This window comes from Minwuia sp. (assembly GCF_048007105.1).
In the GTDB taxonomy this organism is placed as follows: Bacteria; Pseudomonadota; Alphaproteobacteria; order Minwuiales; family Minwuiaceae; genus Minwuia.
In genome coordinates, this window is sequence record NZ_CP180352.1 from 2,228,353 (window position 1) to 2,243,555 (window position 15,203).

The following is a 15,203-nucleotide window of genomic DNA, read 5'->3' on the forward strand; positions in this document are numbered from 1 at the left end:
GGCGAGCGGACGCCATGGCCATTCAGCTGCTTCGCGACATCAAGGGTCTCCGTGTGCTGGTCGTGCACGAACCGGACGACGAGGGCGTGCGCCTGGTCGAGCACCTGCGCCGGATCGGCTGCACCGTCGAGGCGCTCTGGCCGATGCCGAAGAAGATGCCGGAAAGCTATGAAGTGGTGCTGCTTGCGATCGAGCAGGAAAAGCGCGACGCCATCCTCAAGTTCGTCCGATCAGGCGGCGAACGCGCACCAATGCTGATCGGCATCGTCGGCTACGAGAACCCCAGCACCCTGCAACTGGTCATCGAGTCCGGCGCGACGGGCATCATCGAACGCCCGATCCGGCCCTTCGGTCTGCTGACCAACCTGATCATCGCGCGGTCGATCTGGCAGCAACAGGCGGAATCGCAGCGGCGGATCCGCAAGCTGGAACGGCGGCTGCAGGGCTTCCAGCGGATCCAGAAGGCGAAATCCATCCTGATGCGCCAGCAGGACCTGAGCGAGGACGAGGCATACGCCACCATCCGCAGCCGTGCCATGGCGAAGCGGGTGAGCATCGATGAAATGGCCGTCGCGATAATTAATGCAGATGAGCTGTTGAACACCCGCGCGAAGTGTGATTGACTTTCATCAGGTGAAATCTTGTTTCACCTGAATACGGCGTACCGTCAGGGTTGACGGACAGGCCGGAACCAGAGCGGGACGCCTTTGTGTCCCCATGGAAAGCGGACAGGGACGTCTGCTTTCCCACCTGAACCAACACCAGAACTGACAAGCGGCCGTCTGCTGCGCCTGTTTCGTGCGGCGTGCCCGGCGGCCCCTCCGGACACCTGACGCCATACCTGCGTCCGGACCGGACAGGCAGGTTTCACGATTAGTCCGTCGAGGAGGGCGATCCCCAATGAAAGTCAACCGCCGTTCATTCCTGAAGTCGACCGCGCTGGCGTCCAGCGCGCTTGCGGCCCCGTATTTCTTCCACCGCACCGCCTATGCCGCCGACGAGATCGAGGTGGGCGTCCTGTTCTCATTGACGGGCGGCCTGTCGATCATCGAGAAGTCGCTGGCAGATGCCACGATGATGGCCATCGACGAGATCAACGCCAATGGCGGCGTCATGGGCAAGCCGATCAAGGCGATCGTCGAGGACGGCGCTTCGGACCCCAAGACCTACAACGAGAAGGCCTCCAAGCTGGTCATCGCCGACCGGGTGCCGACGGTGTTCGGCTCCTACACCTCGGCGAGCCGCAAGGCCGTGCTGCCGGTGTTCGAGAAGCGCCGCAACCTCTACTTCTATCCGACCTACTATGAAGGCTTCGAGTGCTCGAAGAACGTCGTCTACACCGGCGCGGTCCCGAACCAGCAGCTGTCGAATTTCATCCCCTGGATCGTCAACACGCTGGGCAAGAAGAAGTTCTTCATCGTCGGCTCGAACTACATCTACCCGCGCGAGATGGCGAAGGTGTCGAAGATCCTGATCGAGCAGGCCGGCGCCGAATGGATCGCGGACGAATATCTCGAGCTCGGTCACTCCGAGTGGGGCGCGATGGTCAACAAGATCAAGAACTCCGGCTGCGACGTGGTGCTGTCCAACGTCGTGGGCGACTCGGTCGTCGCCTTCTACCGCGAGTTCAAGAACCAGGGCCTGACCCACGACAAGCTGCCGATCTGCGCCACGGTGACCTCGGAAATCGAGATCGCCGCCATGGGCGCCGAGTTTGCCGAAGGCAGCTTCACCTCGTTCCCGTATTTCCAAGCCATCCAGACGGACGTCAATCAGGCCTTCGTCGAGCGCTACCGGAAATACGTCAACGATCCCAAGGCGGTGACGCACCACGCGCTCGAGTTCGTCCTATTTCCAGGTCTATCTATGGGCGCAGGCGCTGGAGAAGGCGGGCGAGGCCACGCCGGACGCGATCCGCGAGGGCGTGAAGGGGCAGGAATTCGACGCTCCGAATGGCCACGTCACCATCGATCCGGAGAATCTGCACGCCTACCTGACACCGCGCATCGCCGAGTGGCTGCCTGACGGACAGGGCAAGATCATCGACGAGTACGAAGCGCCGGTCCGACCGCTTCCCTACGTCGCCTATGGCGAGAGCAGTGACAACCTGTTCTGCACCGAGAAGGGCCTCGACACCTCCAAGCTCTGATCGGCCACGGTTGCCGGCCCGCCGCCTCCCCGGCGGGCCGGCGCCTTTCACGGGAATGAACCGGATCACATGATCGAAGTCCTTTTCATCGGCTTTTCGCTGGCCTCCATCCTGCTGCTCGTCGCCCTGGGGCTGACGATCACCTACGGGGCCATGGGCGTCATCAACATGGCGCATGGCGAAATGGTCATGCTCGGCGCCTATGTGACGGTGGCGACCGGCATCTATCTGAATTTGAACATTTTCTTCGCGATACCTCTGGCCTTCATCGTGACCGCGGTGATCGGTCTGGGGATCGAGCGCTTCGTCGTCCGGTATCTGTACGGGCGGCTGCTCGACACCCTGCTGGCGACCTGGGGCGTCGCCATCCTGCTGCAACAGGCGATCCGGCTGGAGTTCGGCTTCTCCTTCTTCGGCATCCATATCGACGGACTCGGCCCCGGCCTGCAGAAGGTCGACGTACCCGCCACGCTGAGCGGCACCTTCGGGTTTCTCGGCGCCGAGATCAGCACCTATCGCAGTTTCATCATCGTGATGACGCTTGCGCTGACCGCGCTGACCTGGTGGATCATGTATCGCACATCGATCGGCACCCAGGTTCGGGCGATCATGCGCAACCCGCAGATGGCGGCAGCCTGCGGAATCGACGTGAAGCGCATCAATGCGCTCACCTTCGCCTATGGCTCCGGTCTGGCGGGCGTCGCCGGCGTGATGATGTCCGGGTTCAAGACGGTGTTTCCGGACATGGGCACCTCGATGGTCGTCGACGGTTTCCTCGTCGTCGTGGTCGGCGGTGTCGGCAGCCTTCTCGGCTCCATGGCGTCGTCCGGGCTGCTCGGCCAGATCAACGGCCTTGTCGCCTCGGGCACCAATGACATCATCGCCCGGGCGGTGGTCTTCGCCACGGTGATCCTGATCATAGTGCTGAAGCCGCAGGGCCTGTTTTCCTTCAAGGGACGCTGATCCATGGATCGTGTCCGCATCTCGCTCGACATCGCCGCCTACCTGGTCTTCTTCGCGGTGATCCTGGCGCTGCCGGCCTTCTACGACGCCTTCTGGCTGAACCGCTTCGCCAAGTATCTGGTCTACGGGATGCTCGGCGTCGCCATCGCCATGTCCTGGGGCTATGCCGGCATCCTCAATCTGGGGCAGGGCCTGTTCTTCGGGGCGGGCGCCTACATGCTTGCGATGTCGCTGAAGCTGGCCAGCCCGACCAGCCTGGCGCAGGGCTCCGACACGCCGGTGCCAGACTTCATGCTCTGGAACGCCGAGCCGGGCGCGGTCACCGATCTCTGCTGCATCAATCAGGGCTCGTTTCTCTGGATCCCCTTCCAGGCGCAGGGTTTCGGCATCTTCATGGGGATCGTGCTGCCGGTGGTGCTGGCCTTCATCCTCGGCTCGATCATGTTCCGCAAGCGGATCTCGGGCGTGTTCGTCGCCATCATCACGCTGGCCATGGTGCTGCTGGTCCGGCTGCTGATCATCGACGCCCAGCCCATAACCAACGGCTTCAACGGCCTGACCGATCTGGCCTGGTTCACGGTCGGCGGGTTCGAGTTCGATCCCTATCTGGTCGAGACCTACTACCTTGCGGCCTTCTCCCTGATTGTCGTCCTGATCCTGTCGCGGCTGCTGATGGAAACCCGCGCCGGACTGATCCTTCAGGCCACGCGCGACGATCAGAACCGCGTCCGCTACCTCGGCCATGACGTGCCGCTCTACCAGATCTTCTTCTTCTGCGCTTCGGCGGCCATCGCGGGCTTCGCGGGCATGCTCTACGTGGTCGTCTCCGAGTTCGCCTCGCCGACCTTCATGGACCTCAGCTTCTCGATCACCATGGTGGTCTGGGCGGCTGTGGGCGGGCGCGGGTCGCTGCTTGGTGCCTGTATCGGCGCGATCCTGATCAACACCATCGAAGCCTCGATGAGCGAGACCGAGGAACTGGTCGAGGCCTGGAAGGCGATCATCGGCTTCATCTTTGTCGCGGTCGTCCTGTTCCTGCCGCGCGGCCTTGCCGGCTTCGCCCAGGACTCGGTCGACTTCCTTCTTCAGCGCATCGCGGGTGGCAACGGCCGCAAACCCGCCGCTGCCGGAAAGCCCGCCGTCGAACGGCCTGTCGAAGCCGCTGCGGAGGGGGACTGACCCATGGCCGAGTCCGCTCTCACCATCGACAGCATCACCGTTGACTTCGGCGGCTTCCGCGCCGTCGACGGCTTCTCCATGATCGTCAAGGAAGGCGAACTCCGCGTGCTGCTCGGCGCCAACGGCGCCGGAAAGACGACGCTGATGGACCTGATCAGCGGCAAGACCAAGAGCACGTCCGGCCGGGTTCACCTCTACGACACGGAAATCACGAACCTGGACGAGCACAAGATCGCGCGGCGCGGCCTCGGTCGGAAGTTCCAGATTCCCAGCGTGTTCAGGGAACTCAGCGTTCGGCGCAACCTCGAGGTTGCCGCCTGCCGCAGCGATTCCATCTTCGCCAATCTGGGCATCGGTTTCTCGGCGAAACAGAAGGCGCGGGTCGAGGAGGTGCTGGAGCTCACCGGGCTGGGCGACGTCCAGGAGATGCAGGCCGGCGATCTGAGCCACGGCCAGACGCAGTGGCTGGAACTCGGCATGCTGGTGATCCAGGAGCCAAAGGTGATCCTGCTGGACGAACCCACCGCGGGCATGACCCAGGGCGAGACCCAGAAGACAGCCGAAATCATCACCAGCCTCGCCGGCGACCACACCATCCTTGTCGTCGAGCACGACATGGCCTTTGTCCGCACCATCGCCAACCGGATCACGGTGATGCATCTGGGCAGGCTGTTGGCCGAAGGCACGATCGAGGAGATCGAGACCAACAAGGATGTCCAGCAGGCCTATCTGGGCAGCGGGGGCATTCACTGATGCTGGCGTTGCGCAATGTCGACAGCTTCTACGGCCGCAGCCACATCCTGCACGATGTCAGCCTGGACATACCGGAGGGCGAAATCGTCGCCGTGCTGGGCCGCAACGGCGTCGGCAAGACCACGCTGCTGAAGACGATCATCGGGCTGGTCGACCGGATGGATGGCGAGATCGTGCTCGGCGACGAGCCGCTGGCGAAGGAGGAGACCTTCAAACGGGCGCGGGCGGGCATTGCCTATGTCCCGCAGGGCCGCGAGATCATCCCGGACTTCACCATCGAGGAGAACATCCTGATGGGCGGCTTCGCGCGATCCCGCGCACCGAAGAAGATCCCCGATCTGGTGCCGCAGCTCTTCCCCTATCTGATCGAGAATCTGGGACGCCCCGGCGGCGTGCTGTCCGGTGGGCAGCAACAGCAGCTCGCGATCGCGCGGGCGCTGTCGGTCGAGCCGAAGGTCCTGCTGCTGGACGAGCCGACCGAAGGCATCCAGCCGAACATCGTCGAGGAGATCGAGAACCTGGTGATCGCGCTGAACCGCGACCACGGGCTGACCGTGATCCTGGTCGAACAGAACGTGGCTTTCGCGCGGCGGGCCTGTCACCGCTTCGCGATGATGGAGAAGGGCAGGATCGTCGCCGATGGCGGCGTGGACGGGCTGACCGACGAGATCGTGCATCGGCACATGTCGGTCTGACCGCGGCGCCGGGTCGCTGACGGCATGCAACGGACGAGGAGGAACACCCATGTTGCACGGTGATATTTCCAGCAGTAACGACACGGTCGGCGTTGCCGTCGTGAACTACAAGATGCCCCGGCTGCACACGAAGGCCGAGGTGCTCGAGAACGCCCGGAAGATCGGGGACATGGTGGTGGGTATGAAACAGGGCCTGCCCGGCATGGACCTGGTGATCTTCCCGGAATACTCGACCCACGGGATCATGTACGACCCGGACGAGATGTACGCGACCGCGGCCACAGTGCCGGGCGAGGAGACCGAGATCTTCGCCGAGGCCTGCCGCAAGGCGAAGGTCTGGGGCGTGTTCTCGCTGACCGGCGAACAGCACGAGGAGCACCCGAACAAGGCGCCCTACAACACGCTGATCCTGATGAACGACAAGGGCGAGATCGTCCAGAAGTACCGCAAGATCATGCCCTGGGTGCCGATCGAGGGCTGGTATCCCGGCGATTGCACCTATGTCTCCGAGGGCCCGAAGGGCATGAAGATCAGCCTGATCATCTGCGACGATGGCAACTATCCGGAGATCTGGCGCGACTGCGCCATGAAGGGCGCAGAGCTGATCATCCGCTGCCAGGGCTACATGTACCCGGCCAAGGACCAGCAGGTCGTCATGTCGAAAGCCATGGCCTGGGCGAACAACTGCTACGTGGCGGTGGCGAACGCGGCCGGCTTCGACGGCGTCTATTCCTATTTCGGCCATTCGGCGCTGATCGGTTTCGACGGCCGGACGCTTGGCGAATGCGGCGAGGAGGACATGGGCATTCAGTATGCCGGTCTGTCGAAGTCGCTGATCCGGGATTCGCGCAAGAACATGCAGTCCCAGAACCACCTCTTCAAGCTGCTGCACCGCGGCTACACCGGCATGATCAACTCCGGCGAGGGGGACAAGGGCGTCGCTTCGTGCCCGTACGATTTCTACACCAAGTGGGTCACCGATCCGGACGCAACCCGCGAGATGGTCGAGAATCTGACCCGCGACACGGTCGGCACCGACGAAGCGCCCATCGAGGGTATCCCCAACGCGGCCAGCGGCCACCGCTGACCGCCAGAAAGGTCCGGGGCCGGGGAGGGTCTCCGCTCTTCCCGGCCCGGATGACCGAGATGCCTCACCTCTCCGGCATACTGGGCAGCGCTTCCGACCCTTCCATGCGGGATCCGATCCACGATCTCGCGCACAAGGGAAAGGTCGAGCACATCGTGCTGCCGTCGAAGGACACGGCGCGGCGGCGGCTGAGGGCCACCACCGACCGCGGGACGGAATGCACCATCGCGCTGTCCCGCGAGGAGCGGCTCTACAATGGCGCGGTGCTGTGGCTGGAGGACGACCTGGCGATCGTCGTCAGGGTCGAGGACGAGAATTGGCTCAGGCTGCACCCGACGTCCTCCGCCAATGCCATCCAACTCGGCTATCACGCGGGCAATCTGCACTGGCGGGTCCGTTTCGACCGCGACGATCTCCTGGTCGCGCTCGAAGGACCCGAGACCGACTACATCGAGCGTCTTTCCGAACTGGTGCAGGGCGGCGGCGTCGTGGTGGGCATGACCGAGACATGAACGCGCTCCTCCAGGCCCTGCAGCATGCGGACACCGCCTTCCCCAACGGCGGATTCGCGTTCTCTCAGGGCCTCGAAGGATGGTCGTCCGAGGGCGGGCGGCCATCCCCGGAGGCGCTCTTCACCTTCATCGCTCAGCAGATAAGTCATCGATGGGCCTGCGCCGACCGTCTGGCGCTGCTCCGTGCTCACGCCGCGGGCGATCTCGCGCAGACCGCGGTCATCGATGCCGCTTTCGACCGGACACAGACGGTCGCCGTGCTGGCGGAGGGCTCGCGCCGCAATGGCCGCGCGCTGCTCGCCAGCCACCGCAGGCTGGGCACGCGGGGGGCGGACGAGTTCGCCCGGATGGTGGCTGCCGGTGGGACGCCGGGCCACTTGCCGGTCGTCCAGGGCGCCATGTGGCGCGCGGTCGGCATGGATCCGGAGACTGCCGTTCTGGCAAGCGCCTACGCCTTCGCATCGGGTCAGATCGCGGCGGCGATCCGGCTCAACCTTATCGGCGCCATTGCCGGCCAGGGTCTGCTCTCGCGGTTGCTGACCGTGATCGAGGAGAGCGCCGCATCCGAACCGCCCGAAGATTATTGCGGCTTCACGCCCTTCGCCGAGATCGCGGCCATGCGCGGCGCGACGGGCGAAAGCCGATTGTTCTCGAATTGAAGGGAGGGGCCTGACCGCCATGCTGCTGACGCCCACCGAATACGAACGGCTGACAATCTATGTGGCCGCCGAACTGGCTCGGAAACACCGGGCCAAGGGCCTGAAGCTCAATCACCCGGAAGCCACGGCGTTGATCGCCGACGAGATCCTGGAAGGCGCGCGCGAAGGCAAGTCGGTCGCCGATCTGATGTCGGACGGGGCGGCGATCCTGTCGACCGACGATGTCATGCCCGGCGTCGCCGATCTGATGCCCATGCTGCAGGTCGAATGCACGTTTCCCGACGGCACGAAGCTGGTGACGATCCACGATCCGATCCGGGCCGGCGCCGAGGACGCCACCTTCGACCGCACGCCGGGCGAAATCCTCTATGCGGATGGCGAGATCGAACTCAACGCGGGCCGCGCGCGCACCGAACTGGAAGTCCTGAACACCGGGGACCGCCCGGTGCAGATCGGCAGCCATTACCACTTCTTCGAGGCCAACAAGGCGCTGGACTTCGACCGCGCCGCGTCCTTCGGCCTGCATCTGGACATTCCTTCCGGCACAGCCGTCCGGTTCGAGCCGGGGCAGTCCAAGAAGGTAACGCTGGTACCGTTCGGCGGCCGTCAGGAACTGACCGGCCTCAACGGTCTGACAGAAGGCCTCGCCACCGATGAGTCCGTGAAACAGGCCGCACTCGAACGGGCGAAAGCCCGCGGCTACCGGGGGGCCTGATCCATGGCGACAATTTCCCGCGAACGCTACGCCGAGATGTACGGCCCGACCAAGGGCGACGGCATCCGCCTCGGCGACACCTCGCTGATCGCCGAGATCGAGCACGACTACGCCGTATATGGCGAGGAATGCCTGCATGGCGGCGGCAAGACCCTCCGCGACGGCATCGCGCTGACGTCGGGCCTCACCTCGGACGAGGGCGCGCTCGACATGCTGCTGGTCAACGCCATCGTCATCGATCCGGTCGTCGGGATCGTCAAGGGCGATGTCGGGATCAGGGACGGGAAGATCGTCGGCATCGGCAAGTCCGGCAACCCGGCGATCATGGACGGCGTCGATCCGCGTCTCCGGCCGTCGTCCGCAACAACAGTGCGCGATTGCGAGGGGCTGATCGTCACCGCCGGCGCCATCGACGTGCATGTCCATTTCGACAGCGCCCAGCTCTGCGAGCATGCGATCTCATCCGGCATCACCACCATGCTTGGCGGCTCGCTGGGGCCGATCACGGTCGGCATCGATTCCGGTGGTCCCTTCAATGTCGGCAAGATGCTGCAGGCCGCCGAGCAGTGGCCGATCAATTTCGGTTTCCTCGGCCGAGGCAACTCCCATCAGTCGGCGCCGCTGGAAGAGCAACTCCGTACAGGATGTCTCGGTCTGAAGATCCACGAGGACTGGGGCGCCATGCCGGCGACCATCGATCACTGCCTGAAAGTGGCGGACGAACTCGATTTCCAGGTTCAGCTGCACACCGACACGCTGAACGAGAGCGGGTTCCTGGAGCAGACGCTGGAGGCCATCGGCGGACGCACGATCCACATGTACCACACCGAAGGCGCAGGCGGCGGGCACGCGCCGGACATCATCCGCGTCGCCGGGGTGCCGAACTGCCTGCCGTCGTCGACCAATCCGACCAACCCCTACACGGTGAACACCTTCGACGAGCACCTCGACATGACGATGGTGTGCCATCACCTCAATCCGGCAATTCCGGAGGATGTGGCCTTCGCCGAGAGCCGCATCCGCGCCCAGACCATCGCCGCCGAGGATGTGCTCCACGACATCGGCGCCATCGCCATGCTGGGCTCGGACAGTCAGGGCATGGGCCGGATCAACGAGGTGATCTGCCGGACCTGGCAGCTGGCCTCCAAGATGCGGGATCAGCGCGGCCGCCTGCCCGAGGAGAGCACCCGGATCGGCGACAACGAGCGCATCAAGCGCTTCATCGCCAAGTACACGATCAATGCAGCACGCACCTTCGGCATCGCCGATCACATCGGCTCGCTGGAAGACGGCAAGATGGCCGACATCGTTGTCTGGCGGCCGGCCTTCTTCGGCATCAAGCCGGAACTGGTGATCAAGGGCGGCTTCATCGCCTGGGGCGCGATGGGCGACAGCGCGGCCTCGCTGATGACCTGCGAGCCGCTGGCGCTCAGGCCGCAATGGGGCGCGTTCGGGCGGGCGAAGGAGAATCTCAGCGCCTGCTTCGTCAATCCACTGGCGATCGAGAACGGCATCTCGGACAGCCTCGGTCTCTCGAAGATGCTTCTCCCGGCGCGCGGCACGCGCGGCCTGACCAAGGCCGACATGCTGCACAACGACACCGCGCCGGAGATCACCGTCAATCCCGAGACCTTCGACGTCTATGTCGATGGCGAACTCGCCACCTGCGAGCCGGCGACCGAACTGCCGCTGGCCCAGCGCTACATGATGAGGTGAGCCGATGATCAGCCTTTCGCAGCAGATGGCGCCGGCGCAGGCTGCGGCCGCGGCGCGGGTCGGTATCGGCGGTCCCGTCGGATCGGGCAAGACAGCCTTGATCGAAGCGCTTCTGCCGCTGCTGGCGGAACGCGGCATCGATGTCGGTGTGATCACCAACGATCTGGTCACACGGGAGGATGCCGAACGGATCCGGCGCAGCGGCCTGATCGACCCGGAACGCGTGCTGGCCGTCGAGGCGGGCGCCTGTCCCCATACCGTCATCCGCGAGGACCCGACGCTGAACATTTCCGCCGCCGACCAGCTGGACATGGCCTATCCGGAACTCGATCTGATCCTGATCGAATCCGGCGGCGACAATCTGGCCTCCACCTTCTCGCTGGATCTCGCCGACTGGTGGATGTTCGTCATCGACGTTGCGGGCGGCGACGACATCCCCCGAAAGAAGGGGCCTGGTGTCGTGCAGTCCGATCTGCTGGTCATCAACAAGGCCGACCTGGCCCCGCATGTCGGCGTCGATCTGGAACGCATGTGCGCCGAGGCACGTGACGTTCGCAACGGACGTCCGGTCGTGCTCACGGAATGCCGATCCGGCAAGGGCGTCGATCTGATCGTCGAGGCGCTGTCGTCGGCGGTCCTGTTCGACCAGTGAACGCACCGCTGACTGAAGCGGCCGGACGGCTCGCCCGGCTTTCGCTGGACTTCCGGCGCACCCCGTCCGGACCGACGAAGCTGGTCCGGCAGTTCGCGCAGTATCCCTTTCATCTGACCCGGCCGTTCCATCTGGACCGGCCTCTGGGTCTGGCGACGCTGTTTCTGCAGTCGTCGTCCGGCGGCCTCTACGAAGGGGACAGGCTGGACATGTCGGTCGAGGTCGGCCCCGGGGCCGGTCTCCACCTGACCACACAGGCCTCGACAATCGTCCATCGCGGTCAGGGTTCAGCGCAGTCTGTGCGGCTTGACGTCGGCGCCGGCGGCTTTCTGGCCTGGATGCCGGATCCGTCGATCCTGTTCTCGGGCGCGGGGCTGGATCAGACGGTCAGGGCGGTGCTGGCCGAAGGCGCCAACCTGATGCTCTGCGAGGGGCTGCTGGCGCACGATCCGCGCGGACACGCCGATGGCGTCCGCCACTGGCGCAACGAGACCGTAATTGATCGGCCCGGCATGGATCCGGTGATCGACCGGCAGCGGCTGGAAGGCGAGAGCCTCGTGGCGGCATTGAGTCCCGACGGCCGTCATCTGGCGATGGCGAGCTACTTCCTCGCCGGTCCGGCATTCGGCGACAATGTGCTGACGCGGATGCGGAATACGCTTTCGGGGGACCGTCTCTACGCTGGCGCCGGGCCGCTGGCGGGGGGCGGGATCGTCATCCGCGCGCTGGCGGAAAGCGGCGCTGCCCTTGCGGCTGCGAGCGACATTGTCTTTCGTATCGGTTTCGAGGCCGCCACCGGCGTCCCGCCCATGCCGCGGGGAAAATGACGCCTACCGCGCCATGAGCCGGAAGTAGAGCATGGCGAGCCGCTCCGGCAGCTGCTCGACCGAGCGAAGCGGCAGAAACTGGCGGCGGCCGAAGACGGCCTGACCGGCGGCGCCAGCTTCGGGCTTGAGGCCAATCGCGAAGACGTCGATCGCCTCGGCCCGCAGTTCCTGGACAGCGCGTTTCGCATCCTCTGTCAGATAGCCCGGATCGCGGACATCGATGTCGGAAGGCTCGCCGTCTGTGAGCACGATCAGCAGCCGCCGGTGCGTCCGCTCTCCGGCCAGCAGTGCGCCGCAGTGGCGGATGGCTGCGCCGAGCCGGGTTGAGAGACCCGGTTCGACGGCGGCGATGCGCCGCGCGGCCGCCTCGCCGAAATCCTCGCCGAAGGCCTTGAGCGGGCGGAACCGGACCTTCTCCCGCCCGTCCGAATCGAAGGCGGCGACCGACAGCGGGTCGCCCAGCCTGTCCATTGCGCCCGCGAGAAGCAGGGCAGCGTCCCGTTCGATCCCGATCAGCCGCTCGCCCTTCGCGCCGGCCCGGTCGCCCGTCGACAGCGAGGCGTCCAGCAGCAACAGGATCGAGATATCGCGCTGCTCGCGCTCGAACGTCTCGTAGACCCGCGGATCGGGATCCTCGCCGGCCCTGATGGCAATGACCGACGCGATGGCGGCGTCCATGTCCAGCCGCTCGCCCTCGGCCTTCTTCTTCTGACGCTTTGGCCGCCCGAACTTGACCGACCGGACCAGCGCGTCGATGCGATGGCCCAGTGCGGGATGCCGTTCCAGCACATCCTGCATCGGATTGCGGGGAACAGGTTCCGGCTGCACTTCCAGGATCGTCGTCCAGTCGTGGCGGTAGCGAACGGCGGCCCGGTCCCACTCGGCATAGGTGGCCACGGGCACACCGTCTTCCGGCGGCCGGCCGGCGGGGCGGACGCGGCCCGTGTCCTGGTCCGGCGCCTGATCCTCCCGGCGCTCGCCGTCATCATTCTCCCGCTCCTCCTTGCGCGCCGTATCGATGGACATCTGCATTTCCATCTGCGGCCCGTCGGGCGGTTCCCGGTCCCAGAGTCCGGCATGATCGTCGCGGTAGACCGGCTCGGCGCGATAGGTCCTGGCGATGAAGGGGATACGCATCTGCCCCAGATCGTTGCCCAGCAGATTGCCGATTTCGCGGCTGATCGCCGGGTCGTCGATCCTGTCCAGGCGGTCCTGGAACATCGTGCGGCCCTTGCGGACCCAGGGTTCGGGATCGTCGAAGTCCGGGTCGAAGAGCGCTCGGGAAAGGCGCTCGAGAAGTTGCGGCACGGTCCGGGCAGTACCGGGCTCGATGGCATGAAACGGCCCCCAGAACCGCCGCAGGCCCGGCAGCCGCTGTATTGCCAGGTATTCGACCCGGGCATCCTCGATCAGCGAGGTCAGCACGATCTGCAGCGGCTTCAGACTGCCCGGGTCGAAACGGCCGGGTGTGAAGCGGCGGTGGGCGGCCGCGTGCGCGACGGCGGCGAAACAGGCCTTCCGCCGCATCTCCTCGGACACTTCCGATAAAGTTCGCGGCAGCATGACGAACCGGCCAGCCAGCACGGGCCGTCCGGGCGGGGCGTCGGGATCGTCCGGCAAGGGCAGGAATCCGAGCTTCATCGGCCGGTCCCAGAGCGCGTGCGCGAAGCTCTGCAGCGGCGCGGCATACTGCGCGGCGGCGCCTTCGCCGGCGTCTTCCAGCAGTTGCCGCGCCAGCGGATCGGCGAGCGAGAACCATGCGTTCAGCTTTGCCCGCGCCCCGCCGCCGGCGCGCAGGCCGGTCGCAACCCAGTCGACGAAGGCGGGCCCTTCCAGTGCCCGCCACACCGTCGGCAGGTTCTCCAGCGTGGGTTCCAGTGCGGCCGGACCGGCTTCGGCGGTGCGGCGCAGACCGTCCAGCCATGGCGCGGCCCGGGCTTCCGTCTCCAGCCGCGCTGCGCGTTCGCCGAAGCTTTCGATGAAGCGGGTCGCGAGGCGTGCTCCGCATTCACGGCAGATGGCGCGCGCCGTCCGCCCCGTCTCCAGAATCACGCCGGCATCCACCTGCCCGGCATGACCGGCAGAGAAGCGGAGATAGGCAATCACGCAACCCGGTCCGGCGTTGATGTCGAACAGGGCCATGACCGTTTCGGACCAGGCTTCGCGGTAACCGATCAGGGCCGTTCGCTCGAGACGCGCCCATTCGGCGTGAAAGGCGGCGCGCAGGTCGGGACGTCGGGCGACGTAGCGGTGCAGCCGGGTGACCGGGCTTTCCGGCTCGGCGGTGATGACGCTGAGCGCCGGTCCGCTGTCCGCGCCCTGCACCATCAGATGCAGGCGTCCACCAGTTCATCCAGGGCGATGCGCATGTCGCCGTCATCGGTGATCGGCGTGACGATCCCGGCGTGACAGGCGGTGTGCGGGGCGACCCCGGCCCCGATCAGGCGCGCGGTCTGGATCAGCATGCGGGTCGATGCGCCTTCCTCCAGCCCTTCGCCGCGCAGCGTTCGCGTGCGTACGCCGAGCTCGACGAGTTGCCGGGCGAGACCGTCCTCGACCGCCGCCTCCTTCGCCACGATCGATGCCTCGACGGCGGCTTCCGGGTAGTTGAAGTCGAGGGCCAGGAACCGCTGCTTCGTCGATTCCTTGAGGTCCTTGAGCACGCTCTGGTAGCCGGGGTTGTAGGAGACGACGAGCTGGAAGTCGGGATGCGCCTTGACCAGCTCGTTCTTCTTTTCCAGCGGCAGGATGCGCCGCTCGTCGGTCAGCGGGTGGATGATGACCGTCGTGTCCTGGTGCGCCTCGACGATTTCGTCCAGATAACAGATCGCGCCATGGCGGACGGCCTGGGTGAGCGGCCCGTCGTGCCAGACCGTACCCGCGCCATCCAGCAGGAACCGCCCGACAAGGTCCGACGCCGTCATGTCTTCGTGGCAAGCGACCGTTATCAGCGGCTTGCCCAACTTCCACGCCATGTATTCGATGAAGCGCGTCTTTCCGCAGCCGGTGGGGCCCTTCAGCATGACGGGCAGGCGGTGCCTGTAGGCAGCCTCGAAGACGCCGGTCTCCTCGCCCGAGGGTTCGTAGAAAGGTTCTTCGTCCAGCCTGTAGGCGTCCAGTTCGGCCATGGCGGTCCTCCAGAAACAAAATAAGCCGCAGCGGGACACGCGGTCCCGTCACGGCTTCACTGCCAAGTTTGGGTCGCGGACGGCCCTGTCCGCGTCTGTCGGCAGTTTCGCAAGTGCAGCATCGGCCCGCAAGCTATTGCTTGTCCGCGAGTTCCTCACGTCACGGAT

The 15,203-nt window shown here is 65.5% G+C and carries 14 protein-coding genes and 1 pseudogene; 13 read left to right on the top strand and 2 right to left on the bottom strand.

Annotated elements, in window-relative coordinates; translation table 11 throughout:
• The first annotated feature begins 14 nt into the window (after positions 1-14).
• The 13 genes and pseudogenes from ACMVY4_RS10820 (at position 15) to ACMVY4_RS10880 (ending at position 11,907) form a co-directional block, all read left to right on the top strand.
• Positions 15-623, top strand: coding sequence for an ANTAR domain-containing response regulator (locus tag ACMVY4_RS10820; RefSeq protein ID WP_416900157.1), 609 nt, complete (start codon positions 15-17; stop codon positions 621-623).
• 277 nt (positions 624-900) lie between these two features.
• A pseudogene (locus tag ACMVY4_RS10825) lies at positions 901-2,149 on the top strand (ABC transporter substrate-binding protein).
• 69 nt (positions 2,150-2,218) lie between these two features.
• The gene (gene urtB / locus ACMVY4_RS10830; protein WP_416900158.1) at positions 2,219-3,112 is read left to right on the top strand and encodes an urea ABC transporter permease subunit UrtB; all 894 of its coding nucleotides are present in this window, start codon (positions 2,219-2,221) and stop codon (positions 3,110-3,112) included.
• A gap of 3 nt (positions 3,113-3,115) precedes the next feature.
• Positions 3,116-4,291, top strand: coding sequence for an urea ABC transporter permease subunit UrtC (urtC, locus tag ACMVY4_RS10835; protein ID WP_416900159.1), 1,176 nt, complete (start codon positions 3,116-3,118; stop codon positions 4,289-4,291).
• A gap of 3 nt (positions 4,292-4,294) precedes the next feature.
• Positions 4,295-5,044, top strand: coding sequence for an urea ABC transporter ATP-binding protein UrtD (gene urtD, locus ACMVY4_RS10840; RefSeq protein ID WP_416900160.1), 750 nt, complete (start codon positions 4,295-4,297; stop codon positions 5,042-5,044).
• Positions 5,044-5,739, top strand: a complete 696-nt coding sequence (gene urtE, locus ACMVY4_RS10845; RefSeq protein ID WP_416900161.1) for an urea ABC transporter ATP-binding subunit UrtE — start codon at positions 5,044-5,046, stop codon at positions 5,737-5,739. Before urtD ends, urtE begins: the two co-directional genes overlap by 1 nt.
• Positions 5,740-5,788: 49 nt before the next feature.
• The gene (locus tag ACMVY4_RS10850) at positions 5,789-6,826 is read left to right on the top strand and encodes an aliphatic amidase (RefSeq protein ID WP_416900162.1); all 1,038 of its coding nucleotides are present in this window, start codon (positions 5,789-5,791) and stop codon (positions 6,824-6,826) included.
• Positions 6,827-6,885: 59 nt separating this feature from the next.
• Entirely contained in the window at positions 6,886-7,338 is a 453-nt protein-coding gene (gene ureE / locus ACMVY4_RS10855; protein WP_416900163.1) for an urease accessory protein UreE, read from the top strand.
• Positions 7,335-7,997 (top strand): urease accessory protein UreF, encoded by a 663-nt coding sequence (locus ACMVY4_RS10860; RefSeq protein WP_416900164.1) that lies wholly within the window; start codon positions 7,335-7,337, stop codon positions 7,995-7,997. Before ureE ends, ACMVY4_RS10860 begins: the two co-directional genes overlap by 4 nt.
• Before the next feature lie 19 nt (positions 7,998-8,016).
• Entirely contained in the window at positions 8,017-8,712 is a 696-nt protein-coding gene (locus tag ACMVY4_RS10865) for an urease subunit beta (RefSeq protein WP_416900165.1), read from the top strand.
• 3 nt (positions 8,713-8,715) lie between these two features.
• Positions 8,716-10,428 carry an urease subunit alpha gene (ureC, locus tag ACMVY4_RS10870; protein ID WP_416900166.1) on the top strand — a complete coding sequence of 571 codons (1,713 nt, stop codon included), beginning with the start codon at positions 8,716-8,718 and terminating at the stop codon, positions 10,426-10,428.
• 4 nt (positions 10,429-10,432) lie between these two features.
• Positions 10,433-11,080, top strand: a complete 648-nt coding sequence (gene ureG, locus ACMVY4_RS10875) for an urease accessory protein UreG (protein WP_416900167.1) — start codon at positions 10,433-10,435, stop codon at positions 11,078-11,080.
• On the top strand, positions 11,077-11,907 hold the full coding sequence (locus ACMVY4_RS10880; RefSeq protein WP_416900168.1) for an urease accessory protein UreD: 831 nt from the start codon (positions 11,077-11,079) through the stop codon (positions 11,905-11,907). Before ureG ends, ACMVY4_RS10880 begins: the two co-directional genes overlap by 4 nt.
• A 3-nt stretch (positions 11,908-11,910) precedes the next feature.
• Here ACMVY4_RS10880 and ACMVY4_RS10885 read toward each other — a convergent pair whose 3' ends face one another.
• Together ACMVY4_RS10885 and ACMVY4_RS10890 are read right to left on the bottom strand one after the other, a co-directional pair.
• A complete protein-coding gene (locus tag ACMVY4_RS10885; protein ID WP_416900169.1) occupies positions 11,911-14,235 on the bottom strand; it encodes a nitric oxide reductase activation protein NorD in 2,325 nt (774 codons plus the stop codon).
• Positions 14,235-15,035 (bottom strand): CbbQ/NirQ/NorQ/GpvN family protein, encoded by an 801-nt coding sequence (locus tag ACMVY4_RS10890; protein WP_416900170.1) that lies wholly within the window; start codon positions 15,033-15,035, stop codon positions 14,235-14,237. Before ACMVY4_RS10890 ends, ACMVY4_RS10885 begins: the two co-directional genes overlap by 1 nt.
• Positions 15,036-15,203 lie beyond the last annotated feature (168 nt).

Bases quoted from the DNA above. Each gene is read 5' to 3' on its own strand.
- ureG (WP_416900167.1), top strand. From the start codon at position 10,433: ATGATCAGCCTTTCGCAGCAGATGGCGCCGGCGCAGGCTGCGGCCGCG.
- urtB (WP_416900158.1), top strand. From the start codon at position 2,219: ATGATCGAAGTCCTTTTCATCGGCTTTTCGCTGGCCTCCATCCTGCTG.
- urtE (WP_416900161.1), top strand. From the start codon at position 5,044: ATGCTGGCGTTGCGCAATGTCGACAGCTTCTACGGCCGCAGCCACATC.
- ureE (WP_416900163.1), top strand. From the start codon at position 6,886: ATGCCTCACCTCTCCGGCATACTGGGCAGCGCTTCCGACCCTTCCATG.
- ACMVY4_RS10865 (WP_416900165.1), top strand. From the start codon at position 8,017: ATGCTGCTGACGCCCACCGAATACGAACGGCTGACAATCTATGTGGCC.
- ACMVY4_RS10850 (WP_416900162.1), top strand. From the start codon at position 5,789: ATGTTGCACGGTGATATTTCCAGCAGTAACGACACGGTCGGCGTTGCC.
- ureC (WP_416900166.1), top strand. From the start codon at position 8,716: ATGGCGACAATTTCCCGCGAACGCTACGCCGAGATGTACGGCCCGACC.
- ACMVY4_RS10885 (WP_416900169.1), bottom strand. From the start codon at position 14,235: ATGGTGCAGGGCGCGGACAGCGGACCGGCGCTCAGCGTCATCACCGCC.
- ACMVY4_RS10820 (WP_416900157.1), top strand. From the start codon at position 15: ATGGCCATTCAGCTGCTTCGCGACATCAAGGGTCTCCGTGTGCTGGTC.
- urtD (WP_416900160.1), top strand. From the start codon at position 4,295: ATGGCCGAGTCCGCTCTCACCATCGACAGCATCACCGTTGACTTCGGC.
- urtC (WP_416900159.1), top strand. From the start codon at position 3,116: ATGGATCGTGTCCGCATCTCGCTCGACATCGCCGCCTACCTGGTCTTC.
- ACMVY4_RS10890 (WP_416900170.1), bottom strand. From the start codon at position 15,035: ATGGCCGAACTGGACGCCTACAGGCTGGACGAAGAACCTTTCTACGAA.
- ACMVY4_RS10860 (WP_416900164.1), top strand. From the start codon at position 7,335: ATGAACGCGCTCCTCCAGGCCCTGCAGCATGCGGACACCGCCTTCCCC.